The organism is Lysobacter sp. DMC104 (genome assembly GCF_056313665.1).
Map to the genome: position 1 here is coordinate 459,038 of NZ_JBQUZW010000001.1, position 26,426 is coordinate 485,463.

The following is a 26,426-nucleotide window of genomic DNA, read 5'->3' on the forward strand; positions in this document are numbered from 1 at the left end:
CGCAACCGCCGCAACACGCACTGCGCCGGCAGGCCGGCAACGATCAATCGAGCCGCTTGCGGAACCGCGAGATCGCCGCCGTCATCGCGATCGCCGAGAACACGACCAGCGCCAGCGCGTCCGGCCACAGCGAGGCCAGCGTGGCACCGCGCAGCATCACGCCGCGGATCAGGCGCACGAAGTGCGTCAGCGGCAGCGCTTCCGCGATCCACTGCGCCGCCACCGGCATGCCGTCGAACGGGAACATGAAGCCCGACAGCAGGATCGACGGCAGGAACAGGAAGAACGCCATCTGCATCGCCTGGAACTGCGTCTGCGCCCGCGTCGACACCAGCAGGCCCAGCGCGAGGTTGGCGACGATCAGCAGCATCGCCGCGCCGTAGACATCGACCAGCGCGCCGCGCACCGGCACGTCGAACACGCCGATGCCCAGCAGCAGCACCACCGTGGTCTGCACCAGGCCCACGCCCACGTACGGCAGCACCTTGCCGATCATCAGCTCGGCGCTGGACACCGGCGTGGTGATCAGCAGTTCGAGGTTGCCGCGCTCGCGTTCGCGCACGATCGCCATCGCGGTGAACATCACCATCGTCATGGTCAGGATCACGCCGATCAGCCCCGGCACCACGTTCACCGCCGACCGGCGCTCGGGGTTGTACAGCGGCAACATGCCGATCGCCGCCGTGCGCGGTGCGGTGTTGCCGTCCAGCGGCACCGACGCCAGCTGGCGCGCCGCCGACTGCACGGTCACGTCACTGCCGTCGACGATCACCTGCACGGACTCGCGACCATCGAGGCGCCGGCGTTCGAAATCCGGCGGCACCACCACGCCGATCTTGATCCGTCCCGTGTCGAGCAGCGCCCGGATCTCCTGCGGCGTGCGCGCATCCGCCGCGCGGCGCACCACGCCGGCGGCCAGCATGTCCTCGACCAGCGCGCGCGAGCCGGTGGTGTTCGCCATGTCGGCGACCGCCGCCGGCAGGTGGCGCACGTCGGGATTGATCGCGAAACCGAACAGCGTCAGCTGGATCGTCGGGATGCCGACCATCATCGCCAGGGTCATGCGGTCGCGCCGCATCTGGCGGACTTCCTTCAGCACGATCGCGAGGATGTGGCGCAGGTTCATGCGGCCTCCGCAGGCAAGGCCGGATGCGTGGCCGAGACGAACACGTCCTCGAGGTTCGGCTCGATGTCCGCCGCGTCGGCGTCGAGGCCCGCGGCGCGCAGCCGCGCGGTGAGCGACATGGCGTCGAGGCCGCCGGTCGTGAGCACGCGCAGGGTGTTGCCGACCTGCGCCACGCTGAGCACGCCCGGCGCGCCGTGCAGCGCGGCCTGTGCGCGACGCGGCTCGGTCGCGCGCACGCCCAGCGTGCGTCCGGCCAGAGCGGCGGTGAGCGCAGCCGGCGTGCCGTCGGCGACCAGCCGGCCGCGATCGAGGATCGCGATGCGATGGCAGCGTTCGGCCTCGTCCATGTAGTGCGTCGACACCAGCAGCGTGGTGCCGCGGTCGGCGAGGTCGAAGAGTTTTTCCCAGAAGTCGCGGCGCGATTCCGGATCGACCGCGCTGGTCGGTTCGTCGAGGAACAACAACTCCGGGCGATGCACGGTGGCGCCGGCCAGCGCCAACCGCTGCTTCTGCCCGCCGCTCATGGTCCCGGCGAGCTGGTTGCGGCGATCGGCGAAGTCGTAGGTCTCGATCAGTTCGTCGACCCGCGCCCGCCGCTCGGCCCGCGGCACGCCCTGCACGTCGGCGAGGAATTCCAGGTTCTCGCGCACACTCAGGTCCTCGTACAGCGCGAACTTCTGGGTCATGTAGCCGATCCGCCGGCGCAGCGCCTCGGCCTGCTCGGGGATGCGCAGCCCCAGCACCTCGATGTCGCCGGCCGTCGGCGTGAGCAGGCCGCAGAGCATGCGGATCGTGGTCGATTTGCCCGAGCCGTTCGGCCCGAGGAAGCCGTACACGTGCGCCCGCGGCACGCGCAGGTCGACCGCATCCACCGCGCGCAGCGCACCGAAATGCTTGCTGAGCCCGGTGGCGCGGATGGCGAGGTCGCCGTCGGCATCGAAGTCGACCGAATGGGCGGAATGCGCGTTCATGCGCTCATTTCGCCTTCGCCGCGAATTCCACCTGCACCGGCACGCCCGCAGGCAGGTCGGCGCCGCCGTCGAGCGTGATCTCGGCGAGGTAGCTCAGCCGCGCCGCGTCCTTGCCGCTCAGCGCGTAGTACGGCGTGAACGCGGGATCGCTGCGGATCGCGCGCACGTGCCCAGGCAACGCCGTGTCGACGCCGTCGACGTGCACGCTCGCGGTATCGCCGACCTTCACGTGCGCGCGCATCGGCTCCGGCACGTAGACGCGCGCGTATGGCGCATCGCCGACCAGCAGGATCGCCAGCGGCGCGCCGACCGGCGCCTGGTCGCCGAGCTTGTACGGCAGGCTGTCGATGCGGGCGTCGCGCGGCGCGACGATGCGCAGCTTGTCCAGCGTGACCGTCTGCGCCGACGCCTGCGCCTCGGCAGCATCGACCGCGGCCTGCGCCTGCGCGATGCGCTCGCGGCGCGCGCCGTGTTCAAGTTCATCCAGCAGCGCCTGCGCCGCGCGCACCTGCGCGTCGGCGCTCTGCGCGGCGGCACGGGCGCGGTCGACCTCGACCTTCGCCACCAGCTGCCGGCGGCCCAGCGGCTCGACGCGACCGAGATAGGCCTGCGCGTCGCGCGCCTGCGCCTGTGCGCCGGCCAGTTGCGCCCGCGCCTGCGCGACCTGCTCGCTGCGCGTGCCCGCCTGCAGTTCGTCCAGCGCATCACGCTGCTGCCGCGCCTGTGCGCGCACGGCCTCGGTCTGCGCAGCGATGCGCGTGGTCTCCAGCGTCATCACCTCGGCGCCGGCCTTCACCCGCTCGCCCTCGTGCACCGCCACCGAGGCGATGCGCTCGGCCGCGGGCGCCGGCAGGGTGATTCGGTCGTATTCGAGCGTGCCGAGCACCTGCGTGCCCTCGTCGGTGCAGCCGGAGAGCGCGGCGGCAGCGGCGAGCAGCAGGCCGGCGACGCCGGGAAAGGCACGGGATCGCGTGCGGACGTTCATGCGGGCAACTCCAGACCGGATTCGAGCAGGGCGAGGACGTGGGTACAGAGCGCGTCTGCATCGATGTCCTGCGCACCGAAGACGCCGCGCCAGATCGGCGCGCTGGCGGCGAGGAACATCGTCTGGCCCACCAGCGACGGCACCAGCAGGCGCGGATCGAGGCGCGGATTCAGCTGCCCGGCCGCCTGCGCCTGCGCGAAGCGCGCGGCCAGCAACTGCGGCAGCAACGGGCCGATGCGATCGAACATGAGCGTGCGCAGGCCGCCACCTTCGTGCAGCACTTCGCGTACCCACAACTGCGGCAGCCACGGGTGCGCCATGGCGATCGACAGCACGCCGTGCACGAAACCGTGCACCAGGGCGCGGAGATCGTCGCCGGCCGTCAGCAGCGGCGCACGCAGCGCCTGCATCACCGGCATCAGGCGTTCCTCGATCACCGCCTCCAGCAGCGCATCGCGATTGCCGAAGTAGTAGTGCACCAACGCCGGCGTGGTGCCGGCGTCGCGGGCGATGTCGCGCAGCGAACTGCCGGCGATGCCCTGCCGGGCGAAACGCCCGACCGCGGCGTCCAGCAGCCGGCCGCGCAGATCGTCGCCGTCTCCCGGGGGGCGGCCGGGCGCGCGCCGACGGGCCCGGCGGGCCGGGGACGACGACGTGGCGGGAGGGGCATCGGCAGGCATGTGCCATAATTAATTCATCGATTAATTAATGTCGATCCCGACCCGACGAACGGCGTCCCCGCATGGCGCTCGCCCCCGCCCCGCGCTAACCTGCGCGGCGTATGCAGACCCAAGCGCTCCACAGGCACCATCGCGATTTCGCGCTCGACCCGGCCGACCCCGAACGCCTCGCCAACCTCGCCGGCCCCTTCGACGCCCACCTGCGCCAGATCGAGCTGCGCCGCGGCGTGGAGATCGCCAACCGCGGCAACGTCTTCCGCGTCAGCGGCGACGACGAGGCCGTCGTGTCCGGCGTCGAGAAGCTGCTGCGCGCGCTCTATGCGGAAGCCGCCGACGTCGTGTTCGACGCCCCGGCCATCCACCTGCGGCTCGGCGGCGACGAGGCCGCGGACGCCACCGCCCGCGACGACAGCGGCCACGTGCCGCAGGACGTCGCGGTGAAGGTCAAGCGCGGCACCGTGCGCGGCCGCGGCGCGAACCAGCAGAAATACCTGCACGCCATCGCCACCCACGACATCAACTTCGGCGTCGGCCCGGCCGGCACCGGCAAGACCTTCCTCGCGGTCGCGATGGCGGTGGAAGCGCTGAACACCGCGCGCATCCAGCGCATCATCCTGGTGCGCCCGGCGGTGGAGGCCGGCGAAAAGCTGGGCTTCCTGCCCGGCGACCTGTCGCAGAAGGTCGACCCCTACCTGCGCCCGCTGTACGACGCGCTGTACGAGATGCTCGGCGTGGAGAAGGTGGCGCGGCTGCTGGAGAAGAACGTCATCGAGATCGCGCCGCTGGCCTACATGCGCGGCCGCACGCTCAACGACGCGTTCGTGATCCTCGACGAGGCGCAGAACACCACCGTCGAGCAGATGAAGATGTTCCTCACCCGCCTCGGTTTCGGCAGCACCGCCGTGGTCACCGGCGACATCAGCCAGATCGACCTGCCGAAGACCGTGAAATCCGGCCTGCGCGACGCCATCGAGGTGCTGCGCGACGTCGAGGGCGTGAGCTTCACCTTCTTCGAGGCGAAGGACGTGGTGCGCCACCCGCTCGTGGCGAAGATCGTGCGCGCATACGACGCGCAGGCGGCGAAGACGGGGGAAGCCAAGGCATGAGCGCACGCCCGCATTTCGGCTTCGCCCTGATCGTCCTCGCGATCGGTCTGTTGATCACCGGCACGTCGGCGAGTGCGAAAGTGCGCGACAAGACAGTGTCGCGAGCGCAGGCGCGCGCCTTCATCGAGCAGACGCGCATCGCCGCACCGAAGCAGGTCGGGGAATTCCTGCTGGACGAAACGGAGTACGACGCGAAGCACAAGGGTGCCGGCGCGGCATTGCGTTACGCCCTCTCCGGCCACCCGGAACTGCGGATCGACCTGTTCGTGTTCCCCGCAGGCGAGATGCCACCCGAGACCGCGATGCAACGGGGCATGGCGGACTTCCGCGACACCTTCGACGCGGCGGTTAAGGCCGGGTTCTACCGCGACCTGCAGCTCGGCGAACCGGTTGGATTCGAGGCCCCGCCCGCGCCGCGCAAGCCGGCGCAGCCGCCGCAGGCCTCCGCCGACGACCGCACGGCCGGACCCGAGGACGCCGATGCGGCACTTGCCGCCAAGATCGATGCGATGCTCGGACCGAAACCGATCGCGGGCCGTCGCATCGACCTGCACTACCGCATGCCGGTCGAGACGCAGGATGAACCGGTGCCGATGCGTTCGCGCGGCTATCTCTTCTACCGTCAGCTGTACTACGTCAAAGGCCGCGTCTCCGCCGCGGAGTCGCAGATCGACCAGGCCGGCTTCGACGCATTCGGCGACCGCGCCATGCGCGAACTCGTGCCGGCCATCGTCATCTCGAACATCGGAGAATGCGCGCATGTCCGCATCGCGCTCGACCCGAAGCAGCGCGACGAGGACGCGATGATGACGCAGATCATCGGCGGCATCGCGGCGGCGAGCGAGAAGCGATGCTTCGATTCCGCCGGTAAGGCCGCCGCAAGCGAGCCGCAGGACGCCACGATCCTCGTCATCGACTACGACCCGTCCGACTGGGGCGGCACGCCATGACCCGCGGCCCCGTCCGCCTCGACGTCGCCGTCGGCTACGCCACCGCGCGTGCCGGCGTGCCGGCGGCGACGAGTTTCCGTCGCTGGGTCGCGGCGGCGGCCGAAGGTCGCATCCGCGAGGCCGACATCGCGATCCGCATCGTCGGCGAGGACGAAGGCCGCGCGCTCAACCGCCACTACCGCGGCAAGGACTACGCGACCAACGTGCTGAGCTTCCCGGGCGAAATGCCCGAAGGCGTGAAGCTGCCGAAGGGCGTGACGCTGCCGCTGATGGGCGACCTGGTGCTGTGCGCGCCGGTGGTGGCGCGCGAGGCCGCCGAACAGGGCAAGCCGGTCGCGCATCATTACGCGCACATGACCGTGCACGGCGTGCTGCACCTGCTGGGCATGGACCACCAAGACGAACGCGAGGCCGAATGCATGGAGCGGCTGGAGCGCGAGATCCTGGCCGGGCTGGGCATCGACGATCCTTACCGCGTGCAGGACTGACCGCCGGCGCCCGGGCGCGGGGGACGCCCTCCGGCCGGACGCGTTACACTGCCCCACCCGCCCGCACGGGCGCCCCCAAGACGACGATGTCCGAGGACGACAGTACCCGCGCGCCGGAAGGCGCCGCGAAACCGCAGGAGAAGGCCCCCGAGAAGCGGCGCTCCTGGTTCTCCCGCCTGACCGCCGCGATCTCCGGCGAGCCCGACAATCAGGACGATCTGGTCGAGCTGCTGCGCGACGTGCAGGCCGACGGCGTGATCGACGCCGACACGCTGCGGATCATGGAAGGCGCCGTGGCCATCTCCGACCTCACCGTCGGCGACATCATGGTTCCCCGCGCGCAGATGGTCGCGCTGCCGGTCGACGGCAAGTTCGTGCCGCTGATGAAGCAGGTGGTCGAATCCGGCCATTCGCGCTTCCCCGTGCACGGCGAGGACAAGGACGAGATCCTCGGCATCCTGCTGGCGAAGGACCTGCTGCGCGGCGTGGTCGCCGACGACGGCCCGGGCACCGTGCGCGAACTGCTGCGCCCGGCGGTGCTGGTGCCGGAGACCAAGCGCCTGGACATCCTGCTGCGCGAGTTCCGCCAGTCGCGCAACCACATGGCGATCGTCATCGACGAATACGGCGGCGTCTCGGGCCTCGTCACCATCGAGGACGTGCTGGAGCAGATCGTCGGCGAGATCGACGACGAGCACGACGATGCCGAGGACCCGAACGCGCTGATCGCGGCGCAGGCCGACGGCCAGTACCTGGTCGACGCGCTCACGCCGATCGCCGACTTCAACGCACGCTTCGGCGCCGACTTCGCCGACGACGAGTACGACACCATCGGCGGCCTGGTCACCGCGGCCATCGGGCACCTGCCGGAGGCCGGCGAGGAACTCACGCTGGCGCGCTTCGGTTTCCGCGTCGCACGCGCGGACGCGCGTCGCCTGCACACGCTGCACGTGAGCGTGCACGGCACCTGATCGCACGCCGTGCGCACGCGCGCACGGAAGCTGCACGGCCGTGGCGCTAGAGCGTGTCATGCCCTTTTTCATGCGCCGCGAAGCCCGTCCGCGGGCGCGAGCCAAGGCGCGGCCTGCTGCCAAGGCCGGTGGCCTTGGCAAGGGACGCAACGCCGGATCGCGGATGCGGACGGGCTTCCCAATGGGTTGCGCCCCCGGACCACCGATGCGGTGGCCCCCAGCTTGCCTTGGCCACCAGCCAAGGCGGCGCCGCGGACCTTGCCTCGGCGGCCCGGGGGCGCAACGCGGTGCATGAAAAAGGGCATGACACGCTCTATGCTCGCCCGGCCGTCGCGGAAGGCATGTAGTGCAATCGGACGAGACCGAACGGGCCGTGCGTCGCGACGGACGCCCACCCCACAAGGAGGTTCCCCGTGTACAGAACGACCGCAAGGCTGATCGCCCCGCTCCTGTTCCTCGCCGCCGGCCATGCCGCCGCCGCGTGCAATCCGAACGACGCCAGCGGCGTCGACCTCTACGACGCCCGCGTCTTCAACTGGCAGTACTACCTCAACGAGAACGCCGACCTCGGCGCGGCGGGCATCAATTCCGCCGCCGGCGCGCGCACCCACTGGCGGAACAACGGGCTTTGCGAAGGGCGCCAGGCGCATCCCGATTTCCATTCCGCGCAGTACCTCGGCCGCTATGCCGACCTGAGCGCCGCCTACGGCAACAACTACGCGCTGGCACTGCGTCACTACCTGGTCTACGGCGTGGGCGAAGGCCGTACCGGATACGGGCCGAACGAAGCCACCGGCGCCTATAACCGCTGGACGGCGCGCAACGACATCATTTCGGTGACGGCGTCGCGACGCGTCGCCGGCGCGATCGACAGCGTGTTCTGGAACGGCAAGGAGTTCATCAACTCCTACGACCACGGCCGCCAGCTGCAGCCGGCCCTGTCGAAGAACGGCTACGGCGAGTGCTACAACCCGACCCTCTCCGGCAGCGGGCCCGACGGCCTGAGCACCGGCACGAGCAGCCTGCTGGAGGCGGCATCGGTGGCGTCGAGCCAGCTGTCGACGCAGACGCTGCCGGCGTTCTGGCTGGCGCCGTTCACCACCGACCCGCACTGTGGCGCGGTCATCAACACCACGACGCGCTCGAACTACCGCACGTACACCGACGTGCAGGTCGGGCTGCCCGGCATGCGCCACGCGATCCGCTTCGTCACCCGGATCCAAGTGCCGGAGGCGGTGAACAGCCTGACCATCGAGGCGCCCACCGGCTACCTCACCGGCGACATGACCGCGTTCTACACCTACACCGACGCCACGCAGTCGCTGACGCAGCTGTCGCCCTCGCTGCCGATGGGCGAACAGAACAAGCCACTGGTGCTGTCGACCCCGAGCGGCAGCCATGCGATGGGCGTGTGGTCGCCCTCGCTGCCGCAGCCGCAATTCCCCGGCACCGGCTATGGCCAGTTCCGCTTCCCGTCGTCGATCGAGAGCAACGCGACGATGAAGTGGAACGCGGTCTACCGCACCGGCGCGGTCGCCGCGGGTACCACGCTGACCTACACGACCTACATAGCGGTCGGCAGCCTCGAAAACGTCCGCGTGACGCTGGCGCAGCTGAACCAGGCGTGGCGCAACGGCCAGTTGTGATCGCGTGAACCGGGCCGTCGCCGCGATCGCCTGCGGGCCTCGCGACGACGGCCGTTTCGCCGCAGGCCGCAGCCGGCGCGGCGCGTGGCATAGTGCGCAGCCATGATCGCCACCCGCCCCTGCCTGCCGCGCATCGACGTGGCGCATCGCCGCCCGCGATGCATCCTGCGCGCCCTGCTCGGCCTGTTGTTCATCGGTCTGTCCGCGATCGCCTGGGCCGCGCCGTCCGCGCCGCGCATCGGCGTGGCCACGATGCTGCCGGGCGAAATCTTCTTCGAGCGCTTCGGCCACAACGCCATCGTGGTCGAGTACCCCGGCGCCGAACCGGTCTCGTACAACTTCGGCATCTTCGATCCGGGCGAACCCGGTTTCGTCGGGAATTTCATCCACGGCGACATGGTGTACCGGCTCGCCGAACTGCCGTGGAACCAGGACCTGCGCTACTACCGCGAGACCGGTCGCGGCGTGCGCATCCAGTGGCTGGACCTCGCGCCCGCACAGGCGGAGGCCATGGCCCGCGCGCTGGCGGAGAACGCACAGCCGCAGAACGCGCGCTACCGCTACGAATACTTCACCGACAACTGCGCCACCCGCGTGCGCGACGCCGTCGATCGCGCGCTGGGCGGCGACCTGCGCCGGCAGCTGACGTCGCGTTCGCGCGGCAACACCTATCGCAGCGAAGCGGTGCGCCTCGCGCGGCCGGCGTGGTGGATGCGCTGGGGCTTCGACGTCGGCCTCGGGCCGGCGGCCGATGCACCGATGTCGCTGTGGGAAGAGGCCTACGTGCCGATGCGCCTGGCCGAGGGCCTGCGCGAGGCGCGTCTGCCCGACGGCCGCCCGCTGGTGACCGCGGAGGAAGAGGTCACGCCGCACCGCATCGCGCCCGAGCCCGGCGAACAGCCGCAACCGTGGTCGCCATGGCTGCTGGCCGGGCTGGGGATCGGGCTCGCATGGCGCCTGCTGCATGCGCGCGCCCCGCGCACGGCGCTGGCGATCGCCGGCCTCTTCTGGGGCGCGGCAGCGCTGCTGGGCAGCGTGATGCTGCTGCTGTGGGTCGGCACCGAACACCGCTTCACCTGGGCCAACCGCAACCTGCTGCTGTTCATGCCGACGGCGTGGCTGCTGCTGCCCGGCCTCTGGCGCGGCCTGCGCGGGCGGGCACCGGGACGGCTGTTCCGCGGCGTGCTGCTGCTGCATGCCGTCGCCGCCGCACTGGCGGTGTTCGTCTACTGGCTGACCAATCCGCCGCAGGCCGACGCGCACTGGATCGCGCTGCTGCTGCCGATCCACCTTGCGCTGTGGCGCGGCGCCGGCCGCACGCCGACCGCAGCCTGATCCCGCCCCGCGGCTTGCCGATGCCGACCGATCGCGGCACGATGCCGCGCATGCAGACGCCGTCCTCCGCCCCCGCTCCCTCGCTACCGGCCTGCGTGGTCAATTGCGCCGTGTACCGCGAAGGCGCACGCACGGACATCGGCCTGGACGACATCAGCGACGTGCTCGCGGTCGACGACGGCAGCTTCATCTGGGTCGGTCTGTACGAGCCCGAGGAATCGCTGCTCGACAAGCTGCAGGAAGAATTCGGCCTGCACGACCTCGCGATCGAGGACGCGCACCACGCGCACCAGCGTCCGAAGATCGAGGCCTACGGCAAGTCGCTGTTCATCGCCGTGCACACCGCGCAACTGGTCGAAGGCCACGTGCGCTTCGGCGAGACCCACGTCTTCATCGGCCCGCGCTTCCTGGTGACCGTGCGCCACGGTGCGTCGCTGTCGTACCGGCTGGTGCGCGACCGCTTCGAGCGCGAGCCCGAGCTGCTGGCGCAGGGCCCGGCATTCGCGCTGTACGGCATCCTCGATTTCATCGTCGACAACTACCAGCCCATCGTCAACGACTTCCGCGACGAACTGAACGACCTCGAACACGAGATCTTCGCCGAGACCTGGCGCAAGGACACCATCGTCAAGCTGTACGAACTGAAGAAGGAGCTGACCCAGCTGCGGCTCGCCGTCGCGCCGCTGCAGGACATCCTGGCGCAGCTCAGCCGCAGCCCGATGGCGCTGTTCTCCGACGAGGCCAAGCTCTACCTGCGCGACGTGCTCGACCACGTGGTGCGCGTCAACGACGGCATCGACACCCTGCGCGAGATGCTCGGCGCCGCGCTCAGCGTCAACCTGTCGATGGTCGCCATCCACCAGGGCGAAGTCGTCAAGAAACTCGCCGGCTGGGCCGGCCTGCTCGCGGTGCCCACGCTGCTCGCGAGCTGGTACGGCATGAACTTCGAGTTCATGCCCGAGATCCACACCCGCCACGGCTATGCGGTGATGATCCTCGTGGTCGCGGTGGTCTGCATCGTGCTGTACCGCTACCTGAAGAAGGTGAAGTGGTTGTAGGGCGGAGACGCTCGCAACCTGCCTCCGCTCATCGATCGGTACGGGACTCCCGCACGCCGCGCCGTTCGCCGACATCGCATTCGGACAATCCCGATCCCCGCGCATCGTCCACCCCCGCATCCTTCCGGCCTCCATCCGGAAGATGCCCATGCGCGGCTCCCGCCCCCATGATCGCGAACGCACCCTGCGCCGGTATCGGACCGACGCCGAACACGTGCTGTGGCAGCGCCTGCGCGATCGTCGCCTGCTCGACCGCAAGTTCCGTCGACAGCGTCGCATCGGCCGCTTCGTCGCGGATTTCGTCTGTCTGGAAGCCAGGCTGATCGTGGAAGTCGATGGTAGCCAGCATCTTGATCGCGCAGCGTACGACGATGCGCGCACGCGCTGGCTGGAGACGCAGGGATTCCGCGTGATCCGCTTCTGGAACGACGACGTCCTGCTCCGGATGGACGACGTCCTGACGGCCATCTCGACCGCACTCGCCGCCCCTCACCCACCCTTCGGGCACCCTCTCCCCGCGAGCGGGGAGAGGGAAGAAGAAAGGTGACACCAAGTGTTTGAAGAAAAGACGAACCGTGACACCGACTGCGTAAAACAAGCACGCCGCGGCATGGGCGCAGCGTCGCCGGCGTTCCTTCTCCCCGCCCGCGGGGAGAAGGTGGCCGAAGGCCGGATGAGGGGCGAAGCGGCGGCAGGCACCCGCCTTGCCGCACCGCGCATTGACCGCGGGCCGGTTCGGCGACACCCTGCGCGCACGGTCGCGGCGACCGGGCATGCGACGTGAGCGGGGACGCAACGATGACGGCGATGAAGATGATGGGCTGGGGCGCGGTGTCGGTGTTCGGCGCGTTCGCGCTGGGCACGGTCGCGCTGTCGCGCGGCGAGACGATCAGCGCGTTCTGGATCCTGGCGGCGGCGCTGTCGGTGTTCGCGATCGGCTACCGGTTCTACTCGAAGTACATCGCCGATCACGCCCTGCGGCTGGACCCGACACGGGCGACGCCGGCGTGGCGACGCAACGACGGTCTGGACTACGTGCCGACCGACAAGCGCGTGCTGTTCGGCCACCATTTCGCGGCGATCGCCGGCGCGGGTCCACTGGTCGGGCCGGTGCTGGCGGCGCAGATGGGCTACCTGCCGGGGATGCTGTGGATCCTGTTCGGCGTGGTGCTGGCCGGCGCAGTGCAGGACTTCCTGGTGCTGTTCCTGTCGGTGCGCCGCGACGGGCGCTCGCTGGGCGACATGATCCGCAGCGAACTCGGCCACGCCGCCGGGCTGGTGGCGATGGTCGGCATCCTCGCGATCATGGTGATCCTGCTCGCGGTGCTGGGCCTGGTGGTGGTGAAGGCGCTGGCGACCAGCCCGTGGGGCACGTTCACCGTGGCGGCGACCATCCCGATCGCGCTGCTGATGGGCGTATGGCTGCGCTGGCTGCGGCCGGGCCGCATCCTCGAAGTCTCGCTGATCGGCCTCGCGCTGCTGCTGCTCTCGATCTGGCTGGGCGGCCGCGTCGCGGCGTCTCCGGAGTGGGCGACGTTGTTCACCTTCGACGGCAAGGCGCTGGCGTGGATGCTGATCGGCTACGGTTTCGTGGCCGCGGTGCTGCCGGTGTGGCTGCTGCTGGCGCCGCGCGACTACCTCAGCACGTTCCTGAAGATCGGCACCGTGGTACTGCTGGCGGTGGCGATCTGCGTTGCCCTGCCCGACCTGCGCATGCCGGCGGTCACCCGCTTCGCCGACGGCACCGGCCCGGTGTTCGCGGGCAAGCTCTTCCCGTTCCTGTTCATCACGATCGCCTGCGGCGCGATCTCGGGTTTCCACGCGCTGATCAGCAGCGGCACCACGCCGAAGATGCTGGAGAATGAGCGCGACGCGCGCCTGATCGGCTACGGCGGCATGCTGATGGAGTCGTTCGTGGCGGTGATGGCGCTGATCGCAGCCTGCGTGCTCGACCCGGGCCTGTACTTCGCACTGAATGCGCCGGCGGCGCTGATCGGCACGACGCCCGAATCCGCGGCGCAGGCGATCTCGGCTTGGGGCTTCACGATCACGCCCGACGCGCTGACCGCGGCCGCGCGCGAGATCGGCGAGACCACCGTGCTGTCGCGCGCCGGCGGCGCGCCGACGCTGGCGGTGGGCATGGCGCAGATCCTGCACGGCCTGTTCGGCGGCGACGGCATGCTGGCGTTCTGGTACCACTACGCGATCCTGTTCGAGGCGCTGTTCATCCTCACCACGATCGACGCCGGCACGCGCGTGGCGCGCTTCATGATCCAGGAAGTGATCGGCGTGGCCTACGCGCCGTTCCGCCGCACCGAGAGCTGGACCGCGAACCTCGTCTGCACCGGGCTGGCGGTCGCGGGCTGGGGCTGGTTCCTCTACCAGGGCGTGGTCGATCCGCTGGGTGGCATCAACACGCTGTGGCCGCTGTTCGGCATCGCCAACCAGATGCTCGCCGGCATGGCGATGATCTTCGTCTGCGTGGCGCTGGTGAAGATGAAGCGCGAGAAATTCCTGTGGGTGGCGCTGCTGCCGACGACCTGGCTGCTGGTCTGCACGATGACCGCGGGCTGGCAGAAGCTGTTCCACGACGATCCGAAGATCGGCTTCCTCGCCAACGCGCGCAAGTACGGGGACGCGCTGGCGAAGGGCGAACTGGTCGCGCCCGCGAAATCCATGCAGGACATGCACCGGATCGTGTTCAACAACCAGCTCGACGCCGCGCTGTGCGTGCTGTTCATGAGCGTGGTCGTGCTGATGCTGCTGCTGGGCCTGCGCGCGGCGCTGGCGGCGCGCCGGCAGGCAGAACCGAGCGTGCAGGAGACGCCCCATGTCGCGTTCGACGCCGTTAGCTGACGGGCTGCGCGCGGCGTGGCGCTGGCTGGTGCAGACCGGCCGGCTGATCGTCGGCGTGCCGGACTACGACCTTTACGTCGCGCACCTGCGCCGACGCCATCCGGACCGCGTGCCGATGACCCGCGAGGCGTTCTTCGCCGATCGCGTGCAGGCGCGCTACGGGCGCGGAAGCTCGCGCTGCTGCTGAGCGCAGCCCTCGAAGCACGGGCGGTCGTGCCGCTGGTGTAGGCTGGACCGCCCGCCCCGCCGCCGATCCGCATGTTTCGCCTGATCGCCCTCCTGCTGTCGTCGTTCATGCTGGTGGTCGCCTCGGCGGCCATCGCCGCACCGGCGAAACCCGCGCCGGCACCGATCCTCGTCTTCGCCGCCGCCAGCCTGCAGGGCAGCCTGGACGACGTCGCCGCGGCGTGGACGAAGCGCAGCGGGCAGGTCGTGAGGATCAGCTACGCCGGCAGTGCCACGCTGGCGAAGCAGATCGCGCAGGGCGCGCCGGCGGACGTGTTCGTCTCCGCCGACGAACAGTGGATGGACACGCTGCTGGCACAGGGCACGATCGATCCCGCGACGCGCTTCGACCTCGTCGGCAACCGGCTGGTGCTGGTCGCGCCGGTGGACGGCGGCCCGCGCACGGTCGCGCTGACGAAGCGCGGGCTGGTACAAGCACTCGGCAGCGGCCGGCTGGCGATGGCGGAAACGACCACCGTCCCGGCCGGTCGCTACGGCCGCGCGGCACTCACCGCGCTCGACCTCTGGACGACCGTGTCCGCGCATCTCGCCGAGAGCGACAACGTGCGCGGCGCGCTGGCCTTCGTCGCGCGCGGCGAGGCGCCGCTGGGCATCGTCTACGCCACCGATGCGCGCGCCGAGCCGCGCGTGCGCGTGGTCGCGACCTTCCCCGCGCGCACGCATCCGCGCATCGTCTACCCGGCCGCCCGCGTGCGCACCGCCGACGCGCGCCGCAGCGCCGGCTTCCTCGCCTACCTGCGCGGGCGCGAGGCGCAGGCCGCGTTCGCGCGCGCCGGCTTCACCGCGCCCTGACGTGTTCGCGCCGGAGGAAACCTCGGCGATCCTGCTCAGCCTGCGCGTGGCGGCGCTGGCGGTCGCGGTGTCGCTGCCGTTCGCGGTGCTCGCCGCGCACGTGCTGGCACGCGGACGCTTCCGCGGCAAGGCGCTGCTCGATGCGCTGATCCACTTGCCGCTGCTGATGCCGCCGGTGCTGACCGGCTACGTGCTGCTGGTGCTGCTGGGCCGGCAGGGCGTGATCGGGCATTGGCTGTATGCGTGGTTCGGCGTGACCTTCGCGTTCCGCTGGACCGGCGCGGTGATCGCCGCCGCGGCAATGGCGTTCCCGCTGTTCGTGCGCGCGATCCGGCTGTCGATGGAAGCGATCCCGCGCGAGGTGCACGAAGCCGCGTCAGGCCTGGGCGCGCGGCCGTGGGCGGCGTTCCGGCAGGTGACGCTGCCGCTGAGCCTGCCCGGCCTCATCGCGGGCATGAGCCTCGCCTTCGCGAAGGCGCTGGGCGAATTCGGCGCGACGATCAGCTTCGTGTCGAACATCCCCGGCGAGACGCGCACGATCGCGCTGGCGATGTACACGCTGATCGAACGCCCCGACGGCGGCGACGGCATGCTGCGCCTCGCCGCGGTGTCGCTGGCGCTGGCGTTCGGCGCGCTGCTGCTGTCGGAATGGATGGTGCGGCGCTCGGCGTATCGACGGCCGTCGGAGTGAGCGCCACGCGCAACGCCTGAAACGACGAAGCCCCGGCATCACCGGGGCTTCGCTTTCGTGCACCACTGCTGCGTCAGTTGCCGATGTGCTGCTTCAGCCAGCCGTTGACCGTCTCGTGCCACTGCACGCTGTTCTGCGGCTTCAGCACCCAGTGGTTCTCATCGGGGAAGTACAGGAACTTCGACTCGATGCCCTGGCGCTGCAGCGCGGTGAACACGCCGATGCCCTGCTCGACCGGGATGCGGAAATCCTGCTGGCCGTGGATCACCAGCATCGGCACCTTCCACTTCGACACGTGGTCGACCGGGTTGAACTTCTCGTAGTTCTGCGCGACCTCGAACGGGGTGCCGCCCTGCTCCCACTCGGTGAACCACAGTTCCTCGGTGGCGTAGCCCATCATGCGCTGGTCGAACACGCCATCGTGGCTGACCAGGCACTTCCACGGCGAGCTTCCATCAGTATTGAACCAGTTGCCGGCGATCCAGTTGACCATGAAACCGCCGTAGCTGGCGCCGAGCGCGCAGGCGCGGCCGCCGTCGAGGAACGCGTACTTCTTCAGCGCCGCGTCCCAGCCCTTCTGCAGGTCTTCCAGCGGGCGGTCGCCCCAGTGCTGGCTGATCGCGTCGGTGAATTTCTGGCCGTAACCGGTCGAGCCGTGGAAATCGATCATCACCACCGCGTAGCCCTGGCCCGCGTAGGTCTGCGGGTTCCAGCGGTAGCTCCAACCGTCGCCGAAACTGCCCTGCGGACCGCCGTGGATGAGGAACGCGACCGGATACTTCTTGCCGGCCTCGTAATTCCACGGCTTGACCACGTAGCCGTGCACGGTCTCGTCGTTCCAGCCAGGGAAGGCGAACTGCTCGTAGTCGCCGAAGCGCACCGCCGGCAGCATCTCGCCGGCGGTCGGGGTGATCGCGCGCGCCTTGCCCTTGCCGTCGGCGGTGGTGGTGCGGATGACGTCACCGCTCTTCAGCGAGTTCGACGCGATCGCCAGCGTGCCGCCGGCCAGCGCGAACGACGACACCGAGCCCTCCTTCCAGATCGAAGTCACTTCGCCGTTCTCCAGCGACACCGAGAACAGCGGATGGCGGCCGAGTTCCTGCGCGGTGGTGTAGATCGACTGGCCGTCGGCCGAGAGCGTGATGCCGTCCGCGGAGGCGTCCCACTTCGAAGCGATCTCGCGAGTCTTGCCCGACGCCAGATCCATCGCCATCAGCGCGAAACGGTCGGCCTCGAAACCGGGACGCGCCATCGCGCGGTAGTACAGCGTCTTGCCGTCGGCGGAGAACACCGGGCCGGTGTCCCAGGCCTTGTTCGCTTCGGTCAGGTTGCGCGCCGCGCCCTTGCCATCGGCGGAGACGAGGTACAGGTCGAAGTTGGTGCTCCACGGCTCGGTGCGATCGGCCTTGCGCGCCGACAGCACCAGCGACGTGCCGTCGGGCGACCAGGTGAATTCGTCGTCGCCCCCGAACGGCTTCGACGGCACGTCGCCGATCACGTCGGCGCCGACCAGCGTGGCGGTCTTGATGGTGGCGTCGCCCGTCGGCGCAACGAAGATCCGGTTGAGCTTGCCTTCGTTCCACGCATCCCAGTGGCGGATGAACATGCGGTCGAACACCACGCCGGTGGTCTTGCGCTTGCCGGCCGCGTCCGCCTTCTGCTTCGTGCAATCGAGATCGCCGGCGCAGTCGGGATAGGTTTCGAGGCCCAGCGCGACCTGCTTGCCGTCGGGCGAGAACTTGTACGTACCGACGTCCAGCGGCAGCTCGGTGACCTGCTTCGGCGCGCCGCCGGCGGCGGGAATCGCGTACAGCTGCTGGCTGCCCGACTTCGCGCTGAGGAAGTACACGGTCTTGCCGTCGTTGGAGAACGACGGCGAATTCACGTTCCAGCCTTCGGGCGTGAGCCGCTTGGGCGGCGCCGCGTCGCGGGCGACGAGGTTCTCGATCCACAGCCCGGTGCTGCCCTTGTTGGCGTCGAAATCGACCACGCGCTTGGCGAACACCAGCAGGCGGCCGTCGGGCGAAAGCGTCGGCGACGAATAGCGGTCGAGCGTGGCCATGTCGCGCGGCTGGAACCCGCGGGCGGCTTCGCCCGCGGGCGCGGCGGCATGCGCGGCCAGCGGCGCGAGGACAAGGGCGAGGCAGAGGGAAAGGCGGTTCGGGGACATCGTGGCGTCCTGGGTGAGGTCAACACGCGATGGTAGGCCGGACGCCCCGGACCGGCATAGCCCGAAAGGCAGGGGCGCGACCGTTGTGCATGAACGGGGCGCCCGCGGGCCGGCGGCTATACTCCCCCGTCGCCCGCACGCCCCGGAGTCCGCCTTGTCGTCCACCGCCGCCACCGCCGCCGTGCCGTCCTCCGACGAGCTGTTCGGGCATCCCAAGGGCGTCTACGTCTGCTTCTTCACCGAGATGTGGGAGCGCTTCTCCTTCTACGGCATGAAGGCGCTGCTGCTGCTGTTCCTGCTGCAGCACCACAAGTTCGGCGACCGCGCCGGTCTCGACCTGCTCGGCGCCTACGGCGGCCTGGTCTACTGCGTGCCGGTGTTCGGCGGCATGCTCGCCGACCGCTTCCTCGGCATGCGCCGCGCGGTGATCTTCGGCGGCCTGCTGCTGGTGCTGGGCCACGCGGGCATGAGTTACGAAGGCCACGCCGCCACGGTCGCGAACGGCGTCGTCACCCGCGACGACGGCGCGCTGCGCGCGATGTACCTCTCGCTGGCCCTGATCATCATGGGGGTGGGCTTCCTCAAGCCGAACGTGTCGACGATCGTCGGCCGGCTGTACCGCGAGGACGATCCGCGCCGCGACTCCGGCTTCTCGCTGTTCGTCGCCGGCATCAACCTCGGCGCGCTGTTCGCGTCGATCGTCTGCGGCTACCTCGGCCAGACCTTCGGCTGGAGCTACGGCTTCGGCGCCGCGGGCATCGGCATGGTGCTGGGCCTGGTGCAGTTCCTGTGGGGCCGCAAGTACCTGCGCGGCATCGGCGGGCCGCCGGCGCCGCTGGCGAAGGGCCGCGAATTCGGCATTTATGCCATTGCGCTGGCCGCGGTGTTCGCGGTGGCGTGGCTGATGCAGGCCGTCACCGTGATCAAGCTCGGTCCGGACCTCGTGCGCTGGACCTTCGGCATCGTGGTGATGGCGCTGGCCGGCATCGTCTGGTCGATGTGGCAGTCCGCGCGCCGCGACGACGCCGCGCCGAAACCGATGCTTGCCTATGCGCCGTCGATGGCAGTGTTCGCGCTGCTCGGACTGGGCACGATCTGGCTGTCGGCCAACGCCGGCGTGCTCGCGTTCTTCATCGAGGAATCGACCCTGGCGCTGATCCTGATGTCGGTCGTGTTCCTGCTGGTGGGCTTCTGGTACGTCTGGTTCGTCACCCGCCACTGCTCGCGCGTCGAGGCGCAACGCATGGGCGCGATGATGGCGCTGATCTTCGCCGCACTCGTGTTCTACACGCTGTACGAGCAGACCTACGGCTCGTGGGTGACCTTCACCGAGCGCATGCTGACCAAGGACATCGTGCCGAAGCTGGTGCAGCCGACACCGACGCTGGACTGGAGCGGCGGATTCGTCTCCGACCTGTCGACGTTCCTCGGCAGCGCACCGTGGTCGATCATTTCGCTGCTGATGGCGCCGCTGGCGTTCATGGTGTCCGCGTCGCTGTCGGACCGCAACGCCGCCTCGACCGCGCCGAAGTGGCTATTCGGCGCGGCGATGCTGCTGATGCTGGTGTTCCTGCTGCGCGACGCGCTGGTGCTGCCGCAGACCGCGGGCTCGCTGACCTACCTCGGCGCACTGTTCATCGTGCTGCTGGCGCCGCTGTTCTCGGTGGTGTGGACGTGGCTGGACAAGCGCGGCCTCGACCCGTCGAAGCCGACGAAATCCGCCTTCGGGCTGCTGTTCGGCGGCCTGAGCTTCGTGCCGCTGGCGCTGGCGGCGCAGCAGGCCGGCGCGAGCGGGGAGATGGCCACGGTGTGGTGGCTGGTGCTGGCCTACCTGATCCTGGAGATCGGCGAGATGTGCCTGCAGCCGGTCGGGCTGTCGGCGGTGACGCAGTTGTCGGTGCCGCGCGTGGTCAGCCTGATGATGGGCACGTGGTTCCTGGCGACGGCGTTCTCGGAAACGCTGGCCGCGCTGCTGGGCAAGCTCGCGGCACTGGACGTCCCCGAGGGCACCGCCATCGACATGGCCGTGGCCGGCGCGAAGTACGCCGACCTGTTCTGGCTGCTGATGTGGATGGGGATCGGGTGCGCGGTGGTCGCGTTCGCGGCCTCGCCGCTGCTGCGGCGGATGATGCACGGGGTCAAGTGAGCCATGGCGCCGGGGCGGATTAAGCCATGGCGCCGGGGCGGATAGTGTCCACTTCGGCGTGCGTGTGAGAATCGCGCCATGACGTTCCCGCACGCCCACGACGGTCATGACCACGCGCATGACCACAACGACGATCATCCGCATGGCCACGGCCACGAGGATCGCCACCGCGACCACGACCATGCGCATGGCCCGGGCGGGCACACCCACGGGATCGCCTCGGGCACCCGCGCGTTCGCGTTCGCGACGCTGATCAACCTCGCCTACACCGCGCTGGAAGCCGGCTACGGCTTCGCGACCGATTCGCTGGCCCTGCTCTCCGACGCCGTGCACAACCTCGGCGACGTGCTGGGGCTGGCGCTGGCGTGGGGCGCCATGGCGATGGCCCGGCGCGCGCCGACGGCCCGCCACACCTACGGCTGGCGCCGCGCCACCCTGCTCTCGCCGCTGGGCAACGCGCTGCTGCTGGTCGGTTTCAGCGGCGCGCTGGGCTGGGAAGCCCTGCGCCGCTTCGCCGCGCCGCCGGAAATCCCCGGCGTGCCGGTGATGGTGGTGGCGGCGATCGGCATCGCGGTCAACCTCGGCGCGGCGTGGTTCGTGCATGGCGGTCATGCGCACGCGCACGACCTCAACCGCCGCGGCGCCTTCCTGCACCTGATGGCCGACGCCGCGGTGTCGCTGGCCGCGGTGCTGGCCGGCGCGGGCATGCTGTGGCTGGACTGGCGCTGGCTGGACCCGGCGACCGCGGCACTGGTCGCGCTCGTGGTGGCGGTCGGCTCGTTCCGGCTGCTGCGCGATGCGTTCGACGCCGCGATGGACGCGGTGCCGCGCGGGCTGGACCGGGCCGAGGTCGAGGCCTTCCTCGCCGCGCAGCCAGGGGTGAGCGCCGTGCATCACCTGCACATCTGGTCGCTGGGCGCAGGCGAGATCGCGATGACCGCACATCTGGTCCGCGCCGCGGCGGACGACCACGACGTCTTCCTCGATGCACTGCACCATACGCTGGACGAACGCTTCGGCATCAACCATCCGACCCTGCAGATCGAGCACGGCACGCGTTGCGGCCACGACTGCGGTGGCCGGGCGCCCCACGGCGACGCCGTCCCCGCGCGGACGCCCTGACCGCAACCGGCCCGGACCGGCGCCCGGGCGGCATCGCATATAATCGCCGGTCTTGGCGTTCCGGCCGCACCAGCGTCCCGCGCGGCCACCACCAGACCGATACCAGGAACCGGCATGCTCAACGACATCAAGAAAGACACGCAGGCCCGCATGGCGAAAAGCGTGGAATCCCTGCGCCACAGCCTGACGAAGGTCCGCACCGGCCGCGCCTCGCCGTCGCTGGTCGAGCACCTCAAGGTGAACTACTACGGCTCGGACATGCCGCTGTCGCAAGTGGCCAGCATCGCGGTCGCCGATGCCCGCTCGCTCACGATCACCCCGTGGGAGAAGCAGATGGTCGCCGCGGTCGAGAAGGCGATCTACGCCTCCGACCTGGGCCTGACCCCGAACACCGCCGGCACCGTGATCCGCATCAACCTGCCGCCGCTCACCGAGGAGCGCCGCCGCGAGCTGTCCAAGCACGTGCACGCCGAGGGCGAGGACACCAAGGTCGCGATCCGCAACATCCGCCGCGACGCCAACCAGCACGTCAAGGAACTGCTGAAGGACAAGAAGATCACGGAAGACGAAGAGCGCCGCAGCGAGCAGGACATCCAGCAGCTGACCGACAAGGCGATCAAGGACGTCGACGAGGTCGTCAAGGCGAAAGAACAGGAACTGATGGCCGTCTGAGGCCTGCCGGCATGTCTTCGCCGCCGCAGCCCGGCATCCCGCGCCATCTCGCCGTCATCATGGACGGCAACGGCCGCTGGGCCGAGCGCCGCCGCCGTCCGCGTGTGCTGGGCCATCGCGCCGGCGCCCGGGCGGTCAACCTCTGCATCGACTGGTGCCTGCGCCGCGGCGTCGGGGCGCTGACCCTGTTCGCGTTCTCCAGCGAGAACTGGGGCCGCCCGGAGGACGAGGTCGGCGCGCTGATGAAGCTGTTCCTCAACGCGCTGGAGCGCGAGGTCGAGGAACTGCACCGCCGCGGCGTGCGCCTGCGCTTCATCGGCGAGCGCGAGCGCTTCGCGCCGGACATCCTGACGCGGATGGCCGAAGCCGAGGCCCGCACCGCCGGCAACGACGCCCTGCACCTGACCGTCGCCGCCAGCTACGGCGGCCGCCAGGACATCGCCCATGCCGCGCGCGCCATCGCCGCGGAGGTCGCGGCCGGGCGGCTGGCCGTCGCCGACATCGACGAGGCCACGGTCGGTCGCTTCATGGCGCTGGCCGAGCTGCCGCCGCCGGATCTGTTCATCCGCACCGGCGGCGACCACCGCATCAGCAACTTCCTGCTGTGGCAGCTGGCCTACACCGAGCTGTGGTTCACCGATCTGCTGTGGCCCGACCTCGACGAGGCCACGCTGGACCGCGCCCTGGCCGACTTCGGCAGCCGCGAGCGCCGCTTCGGCCTGACCAGCGCCCAGGTCGCTCCCGACGCGGCCCGGCCGCCCTCTCCCTTTCCCGACAGGACCGAAGCATGACCCGGACCCGCCTCCTGGCCGCGCTGGTCATGGCCCCGCTGGCGATCGCCGCCGTGCTGCTGCTGCCCACGCCGTGGCTGGCGGTGCTCGCCGCCGCCGCCTTCCTGATCGGACTGTGGGAATGGCTGCGACTGACCGAGATCGAGGACACGATCGCCCGCGGCGTGCTGGTGCTGGTCAACCTGCTGGTGATGGTCGCGCTGGTCTGGGCGTCGCGCTCGAACAGCGGCGGCTCGTTCATCCTGTTCAAGATCGCGGTGCTGCTGGGCGGGATCTGGTGGCTGCTGGCGCTGCTGTGGCTGCGTCGCTACGAATTCGCCTCCGACCACGACACCCACGCCCGCATGTTCAAGCTGGCAGCGGCGACGCTGAGCATCATCCCGGCCTGGTGCGCGCTGGTGCTGATCCACGCCGGCCAGGTCGGCGCGCCGCCGGTGACCACGGGCATCCCCGGCGGCCACCGCTGGCTGCTGCTGGCGCTGGCGATCGTCTGGGCGGCCGACACCGGCGCCTACTTCGCCGGCCGCGCCTTCGGCCGCAACAAGCTCGCGCCGCGAGTCAGCCCGAACAAGACCATCGAGGGCCTGTTCGGCGGTCTGGTCGCAGGCATGGTGCTGGCAGTGGGCGCCGCACCGTTCGCCGGCGCCACCCTCGGCCAGCTGCCGTACGTCGCCATCGTCGCGCTGTGGACCATCCTGTTCTCGGTGGTCGGCGACCTGTTCGAGAGCCTGCTCAAGCGCCACGTCGGGGCCAAGGATTCCAGCAATCTGATCCCAGGCCACGGCGGCGTGCTCGACCGCATCGACAGCCAGCTCGCAGCGCTGCCCGTGTTCGCGCTGGGCAAGCTGCTGTTCGGGTTCTGAACGCCATGACCGCGCCACGGTCCAACGTCACCATGCGCTTCCCCGCCATGCCCGCACGCCACACCGGAGCTCGCCGATGAAGCGGGTCGCCGTGTTCGGCGCCACCGGCTCGATCGGCACGTCCGCGCTGGACGTCATCGCCCGCCACCCCGACCGCCTCCGCGCCGAGGCACTGGTCGCCGGCGCCAACGCTGCCGCGCTGGTCGAACTGTGCCGCCGGCATCGCCCGGCCCACGCGGCCGTCGCCGATCCGGCCGCCTACCCCGCCCTGCGCGACGGCCTGCGCGACGCAGGCCTGTCCACCGAAGCCCACGCCGGCGCCGAAGCGATCGACGCCCTTGCCGCCGACGCCGGCAGCGACACGGTGGTGGCGGCGATCGTCGGCGCGGCCGGGCTGTCCTCGACCCTCGCCGCGGCCCGCGCCGGCAAGCGCCTGCTGCTGGCGAACAAGGAGTCGCTGGTGCTGGCCGGCGACCTGCTGATGGCCGCGGTCCGCGCCCACGGCGCGACCATCGTGCCGATCGACAGCGAACACAACGCGATCTTCCAGTGCCTGCCGAACGCCGAGGCCCACGCCGGGCTGGCGCGGATCCGGCTGACCGCCTCGGGCGGCCCGTTCCGCGGCCGCACCCGCGCCGAACTGGCCGGCGTCACCCCGGCGCAGGCGGTGGCGCATCCGAAGTGGTCGATGGGCCCGAAGATCTCGGTCGACTCGGCCACGCTGATGAACAAGGGCCTCGAGGTGATCGAGGCGCACCACCTGTTCGGGCTGCCCGGCGAGCGCATCGGGGTGCTGGTGCACCCGCAGAGCCTGGTGCACTCGCTGGTCGAGTTCATCGACGGTTCCACCCTCGCCCAGTTGGGCCTGCCGGACATGCGCACCGCGCTGGCGGTGGGCTTCGGCTGGCCGGAACGCATCGTGTCCGGCGTGGAATCGCTGGACCTGCTGGCACAGGGGCGGCTCGACTTCGAGGCGCCCGACACCGACGCCTTCCCTTGCCTGCGCCTGGCCTACGACGCGCTGGCCGCGGGCGGCGCCGCGACGGCGGTCCTCAACGCCGCCAACGAGGAGGCCGTTTCAGCCTTTCTTCAGGGCCGGATCGGTTTCCTGTCCATTCCCGCACTCGTCGAAGACGCCCTGCACCGCATGCCGCACGCCGCTGCCGGATCGCTCGACGCCCTGCTCGCCGCCGACGCCGCCGCGCGCGCGGCCACCCGTACGGCGATCGCCCGCGAGGCGCACGCATGAACGATTTCTTCGGCTCCGCCTGGTGGCTGATCGTCGCCCTCGGCGTGCTCGTGACCATCCACGAACTCGGCCACTACGCCGCCGCCCGCTGGTGCGGCGTGCGCGTGCTGCGGTTCTCGATCGGCTTCGGCAAGCCGCTGTGGATGCGCAAGGACAAACACGGCACCGAGTGGGCCATCGCCGCGATCCCGCTGGGCGGGTACGTGCGGATGCTGGGCGAGCACGACCTCGTCGACCGCAAGACCCCGGTGTCCGAGGCCGAACGCAGCGAGTCGCACGACCACAAGCCGGTCGGCCAGCGCATGCTGATCAGCTTCGCCGGCCCGTTCGCCAACCTCGTGCTCTGTGTCGCCCTGCTGTGGCTGATGTTCGTCATCGGCCGCCCCGACTATGCCCCGGTGGTCGGTCAGGCCGAAGGCATCGCCGCGGCCGCCGGCCTCAAGCGCGGCGACACCCTGCTGGCGATCGGCGACCGCGAGACGCCGACCTGGACCGAGGCCAGCATGGCGCTGCTGACCGCCGCCATCGACCACGGGCCCACGCCGGTCAAGATCCGCACGGCCGGGGGCGCCACCGCCGTCCGCACCCTCGATTTCTCGAAGCTCCCGGCCGGCAACGACCTGGACGTGGCCGCCAGCCACATCGGCATCCTGCCCCGGCACCAGATGCAGGTGCCGCTGGTCGACTCGGTCGCGCCGGGCGGCGCGGCCGACGGCGTGCTGAAGCCGGGCGACCGCATCGTCGCCGTCGGCGGCACGCCGGTGGCGCTGTGGGCCGACCTGCCCCCCCTCGTTGCCCGGCTGGGCGAAGCCGGCGGCGGCCCGGTCGAGATCGAGCGCGACGGCGCCCGCCGCACCGTGACCCTCGCGCCCCGCTGGGGTGCCCGCCCGAAGGAAGCCGGTGGCGGCCAAGCCTGGCAACTGGGCATCGGCGCGGCCCGGGACGTCGCCAAGGCGCCCAAGGACGCCCTGTTGCGCTACGGCCCGATCGAGGCCGTCCCGGCCGCCTTCCGCGAAACGAAGTTCCAGATCGGCGAACTGTTCGGCATGTTCAAGCGCGCCTTCGACGGCCGGCTGGCGGTCCAGAACACGGTGTCCGGCCCGATCGGCATCGCCCGGGCGGCCAATGCCTACGCCAAGAACGGTCTCGCGTGGTACCTCAGCCTGCTCGCCCTGCTCAGTCTGAGCCTCGGCGTGCTCAACCTGCTGCCGGTCCCGGTCTTGGATGGCGGGCACCTGCTGTATTACCTTATCGAGTTGCTCAAAGGCGGACCGTTAAGCGATCGTGCCATGGCCGCCGGTCAATATGTGGGGCTCGCCCTGCTGTTGGGACTCATGGGCCTGGCGTTCTACAACGACCTTCAGGGGCTGATTCGATGACTTCCGCCAATCCGGACCGCCGCCCGCCGTCCCTCGACGCCGGGCCGGCGAGCTGACGGCCCGGGACCGGCCACCGCTCCGCTTCGCTCCACATTCCGCCACCGCTCCACCGCACCCATTTACCGGATGTCCT

The 26,426-nt window shown here is 70.3% G+C and carries 24 protein-coding genes; 19 read left to right on the top strand and 5 right to left on the bottom strand.

Translation table 11 applies throughout. The features are described from left to right. Positions 1-43: 43 nt before the first annotated feature. Genes ACT53R_RS02170 through ACT53R_RS02185 form a run of 4 tightly spaced genes read right to left on the bottom strand, consistent with a single transcriptional unit; the run spans position 44 to position 3,762 of the window. On the bottom strand, positions 44-1,126 hold the full coding sequence (locus ACT53R_RS02170) for an ABC transporter permease (RefSeq protein ID WP_476170184.1): 1,083 nt from the start codon (positions 1,124-1,126) through the stop codon (positions 44-46). After that, a complete protein-coding gene (locus tag ACT53R_RS02175; RefSeq protein ID WP_476170318.1) occupies positions 1,123-2,043 on the bottom strand; it encodes an ABC transporter ATP-binding protein in 921 nt (306 codons plus the stop codon). Before ACT53R_RS02175 ends, ACT53R_RS02170 begins: the two co-directional genes overlap by 4 nt. 58 nt (positions 2,044-2,101) lie before the next feature. Then, positions 2,102-3,082 carry an HlyD family secretion protein gene (locus ACT53R_RS02180; protein ID WP_476170185.1) on the bottom strand — a complete coding sequence of 327 codons (981 nt, stop codon included), beginning with the start codon at positions 3,080-3,082 and terminating at the stop codon, positions 2,102-2,104. Then, positions 3,079-3,762: a TetR/AcrR family transcriptional regulator gene (locus ACT53R_RS02185; RefSeq protein ID WP_476170186.1), complete on the bottom strand. Its 684-nt coding sequence runs from the start codon at positions 3,760-3,762 to the stop codon at positions 3,079-3,081. Before ACT53R_RS02185 ends, ACT53R_RS02180 begins: the two co-directional genes overlap by 4 nt. Before the next feature lie 101 nt (positions 3,763-3,863). On the opposite strand from ACT53R_RS02185, the gene ACT53R_RS02190 reads away from it, so the two are divergent. The 12 genes from ACT53R_RS02190 to modB all read left to right on the top strand — a co-directional run bounded on the left by ACT53R_RS02190 (position 3,864) and on the right by modB (position 15,901). After that, on the top strand, positions 3,864-4,868 hold the full coding sequence (locus ACT53R_RS02190) for a PhoH family protein (protein WP_476170187.1): 1,005 nt from the start codon (positions 3,864-3,866) through the stop codon (positions 4,866-4,868). Continuing rightward, the gene (locus ACT53R_RS02195) at positions 4,865-5,818 is read left to right on the top strand and encodes a hypothetical protein (RefSeq protein ID WP_476170188.1); all 954 of its coding nucleotides are present in this window, start codon (positions 4,865-4,867) and stop codon (positions 5,816-5,818) included. Before ACT53R_RS02190 ends, ACT53R_RS02195 begins: the two co-directional genes overlap by 4 nt. Continuing rightward, positions 5,815-6,306 carry an rRNA maturation RNase YbeY gene (gene ybeY, locus ACT53R_RS02200; protein ID WP_476170189.1) on the top strand — a complete coding sequence of 164 codons (492 nt, stop codon included), beginning with the start codon at positions 5,815-5,817 and terminating at the stop codon, positions 6,304-6,306. Before ACT53R_RS02195 ends, ybeY begins: the two co-directional genes overlap by 4 nt. Positions 6,307-6,392: 86 nt before the next feature. Continuing rightward, positions 6,393-7,277 carry an HlyC/CorC family transporter gene (locus tag ACT53R_RS02205; protein WP_476170190.1) on the top strand — a complete coding sequence of 295 codons (885 nt, stop codon included), beginning with the start codon at positions 6,393-6,395 and terminating at the stop codon, positions 7,275-7,277. A 413-nt stretch (positions 7,278-7,690) separates the two neighbouring features. Further along, positions 7,691-8,923 carry a hypothetical protein gene (locus ACT53R_RS02210; protein ID WP_476170191.1) on the top strand — a complete coding sequence of 411 codons (1,233 nt, stop codon included), beginning with the start codon at positions 7,691-7,693 and terminating at the stop codon, positions 8,921-8,923. Positions 8,924-9,025: 102 nt separating this feature from the next. Continuing rightward, entirely contained in the window at positions 9,026-10,258 is a 1,233-nt protein-coding gene (locus tag ACT53R_RS02215; RefSeq protein ID WP_476170192.1) for a lipoprotein N-acyltransferase Lnb domain-containing protein, read from the top strand. Positions 10,259-10,299: 41 nt separating this feature from the next. After that, entirely contained in the window at positions 10,300-11,316 is a 1,017-nt protein-coding gene (gene corA / locus ACT53R_RS02220; RefSeq protein ID WP_476170319.1) for a magnesium/cobalt transporter CorA, read from the top strand. A gap of 148 nt (positions 11,317-11,464) precedes the next feature. Further along, entirely contained in the window at positions 11,465-11,863 is a 399-nt protein-coding gene (locus ACT53R_RS02225) for an endonuclease domain-containing protein (protein ID WP_476170193.1), read from the top strand. 251 nt (positions 11,864-12,114) lie between these two features. Beyond that, positions 12,115-14,172: a carbon starvation CstA family protein gene (locus ACT53R_RS02230; protein WP_476170194.1), complete on the top strand. Its 2,058-nt coding sequence runs from the start codon at positions 12,115-12,117 to the stop codon at positions 14,170-14,172. Further along, positions 14,147-14,359, top strand: coding sequence for a YbdD/YjiX family protein (locus ACT53R_RS02235; RefSeq protein ID WP_476170195.1), 213 nt, complete (start codon positions 14,147-14,149; stop codon positions 14,357-14,359). The genes ACT53R_RS02230 and ACT53R_RS02235 overlap by 26 nt, the downstream gene beginning before the upstream one ends. 71 nt (positions 14,360-14,430) lie before the next feature. Beyond that, positions 14,431-15,210 carry a molybdate ABC transporter substrate-binding protein gene (modA, locus tag ACT53R_RS02240; protein ID WP_476170196.1) on the top strand — a complete coding sequence of 260 codons (780 nt, stop codon included), beginning with the start codon at positions 14,431-14,433 and terminating at the stop codon, positions 15,208-15,210. 1 nt (position 15,211) lies between these two features. Beyond that, positions 15,212-15,901 (top strand): molybdate ABC transporter permease subunit, encoded by a 690-nt coding sequence (gene modB, locus ACT53R_RS02245; protein ID WP_476170197.1) that lies wholly within the window; start codon positions 15,212-15,214, stop codon positions 15,899-15,901. A 73-nt stretch (positions 15,902-15,974) separates the two neighbouring features. Here modB and ACT53R_RS02250 read toward each other — a convergent pair whose 3' ends face one another. Then, a complete protein-coding gene (locus ACT53R_RS02250) occupies positions 15,975-18,071 on the bottom strand; it encodes a S9 family peptidase (protein WP_476170198.1) in 2,097 nt (698 codons plus the stop codon). Between the two features lie 154 nt (positions 18,072-18,225). Between ACT53R_RS02250 and ACT53R_RS02255 the strand changes: the two genes are divergently transcribed. From ACT53R_RS02255 to rseP, 7 genes are all read left to right on the top strand, one after another. Continuing rightward, positions 18,226-20,217: a peptide MFS transporter gene (locus tag ACT53R_RS02255; RefSeq protein ID WP_476170199.1), complete on the top strand. Its 1,992-nt coding sequence runs from the start codon at positions 18,226-18,228 to the stop codon at positions 20,215-20,217. A 78-nt stretch (positions 20,218-20,295) separates the two neighbouring features. Beyond that, complete coding sequence (locus ACT53R_RS02260; protein ID WP_476170200.1) at positions 20,296-21,339, top strand: cation diffusion facilitator family transporter; 1,044 nt, start codon at positions 20,296-20,298, stop codon at positions 21,337-21,339. A 114-nt stretch (positions 21,340-21,453) separates the two neighbouring features. Next, the gene (gene frr / locus ACT53R_RS02265; RefSeq protein ID WP_476170201.1) at positions 21,454-22,011 is read left to right on the top strand and encodes a ribosome recycling factor; all 558 of its coding nucleotides are present in this window, start codon (positions 21,454-21,456) and stop codon (positions 22,009-22,011) included. 11 nt (positions 22,012-22,022) lie between these two features. Further along, entirely contained in the window at positions 22,023-22,802 is a 780-nt protein-coding gene (gene uppS / locus ACT53R_RS02270) for a polyprenyl diphosphate synthase (RefSeq protein WP_476170202.1), read from the top strand. After that, on the top strand, positions 22,799-23,665 hold the full coding sequence (locus tag ACT53R_RS02275; RefSeq protein ID WP_476170203.1) for a phosphatidate cytidylyltransferase: 867 nt from the start codon (positions 22,799-22,801) through the stop codon (positions 23,663-23,665). Before uppS ends, ACT53R_RS02275 begins: the two co-directional genes overlap by 4 nt. 76 nt (positions 23,666-23,741) lie before the next feature. Continuing rightward, a complete protein-coding gene (locus tag ACT53R_RS02280; RefSeq protein ID WP_476170204.1) occupies positions 23,742-24,914 on the top strand; it encodes a 1-deoxy-D-xylulose-5-phosphate reductoisomerase in 1,173 nt (390 codons plus the stop codon). Beyond that, entirely contained in the window at positions 24,911-26,293 is a 1,383-nt protein-coding gene (rseP, locus tag ACT53R_RS02285) for an RIP metalloprotease RseP (RefSeq protein WP_476170205.1), read from the top strand. Before ACT53R_RS02280 ends, rseP begins: the two co-directional genes overlap by 4 nt. The last annotated feature ends 133 nt before the right edge of the window (positions 26,294-26,426 follow it).

Coding starts and splice junctions, on each gene's coding strand:
- ACT53R_RS02170 (WP_476170184.1), bottom strand. CDS start 1,126: ATGAACCTGCGCCACATCCTCGCGATCGTGCTGAAGGAAGTCCGCCAG.
- ACT53R_RS02180 (WP_476170185.1), bottom strand. CDS start 3,082: ATGAACGTCCGCACGCGATCCCGTGCCTTTCCCGGCGTCGCCGGCCTG.
- ACT53R_RS02185 (WP_476170186.1), bottom strand. CDS start 3,762: ATGCCTGCCGATGCCCCTCCCGCCACGTCGTCGTCCCCGGCCCGCCGG.
- ACT53R_RS02190 (WP_476170187.1), top strand. CDS start 3,864: ATGCAGACCCAAGCGCTCCACAGGCACCATCGCGATTTCGCGCTCGAC.
- ACT53R_RS02195 (WP_476170188.1), top strand. CDS start 4,865: ATGAGCGCACGCCCGCATTTCGGCTTCGCCCTGATCGTCCTCGCGATC.
- ybeY (WP_476170189.1), top strand. CDS start 5,815: ATGACCCGCGGCCCCGTCCGCCTCGACGTCGCCGTCGGCTACGCCACC.
- ACT53R_RS02205 (WP_476170190.1), top strand. CDS start 6,393: ATGTCCGAGGACGACAGTACCCGCGCGCCGGAAGGCGCCGCGAAACCG.
- ACT53R_RS02215 (WP_476170192.1), top strand. CDS start 9,026: ATGATCGCCACCCGCCCCTGCCTGCCGCGCATCGACGTGGCGCATCGC.
- corA (WP_476170319.1), top strand. CDS start 10,300: ATGCCGCGCATGCAGACGCCGTCCTCCGCCCCCGCTCCCTCGCTACCG.
- ACT53R_RS02225 (WP_476170193.1), top strand. CDS start 11,465: ATGCGCGGCTCCCGCCCCCATGATCGCGAACGCACCCTGCGCCGGTAT.
- ACT53R_RS02230 (WP_476170194.1), top strand. CDS start 12,115: ATGACGGCGATGAAGATGATGGGCTGGGGCGCGGTGTCGGTGTTCGGC.
- ACT53R_RS02235 (WP_476170195.1), top strand. CDS start 14,147: ATGTCGCGTTCGACGCCGTTAGCTGACGGGCTGCGCGCGGCGTGGCGC.
- modA (WP_476170196.1), top strand. CDS start 14,431: ATGTTTCGCCTGATCGCCCTCCTGCTGTCGTCGTTCATGCTGGTGGTC.
- ACT53R_RS02250 (WP_476170198.1), bottom strand. CDS start 18,071: ATGTCCCCGAACCGCCTTTCCCTCTGCCTCGCCCTTGTCCTCGCGCCG.
- ACT53R_RS02260 (WP_476170200.1), top strand. CDS start 20,296: ATGACGTTCCCGCACGCCCACGACGGTCATGACCACGCGCATGACCAC.
- frr (WP_476170201.1), top strand. CDS start 21,454: ATGCTCAACGACATCAAGAAAGACACGCAGGCCCGCATGGCGAAAAGC.
- uppS (WP_476170202.1), top strand. CDS start 22,023: ATGTCTTCGCCGCCGCAGCCCGGCATCCCGCGCCATCTCGCCGTCATC.
- ACT53R_RS02275 (WP_476170203.1), top strand. CDS start 22,799: ATGACCCGGACCCGCCTCCTGGCCGCGCTGGTCATGGCCCCGCTGGCG.
- ACT53R_RS02280 (WP_476170204.1), top strand. CDS start 23,742: ATGAAGCGGGTCGCCGTGTTCGGCGCCACCGGCTCGATCGGCACGTCC.
- rseP (WP_476170205.1), top strand. CDS start 24,911: ATGAACGATTTCTTCGGCTCCGCCTGGTGGCTGATCGTCGCCCTCGGC.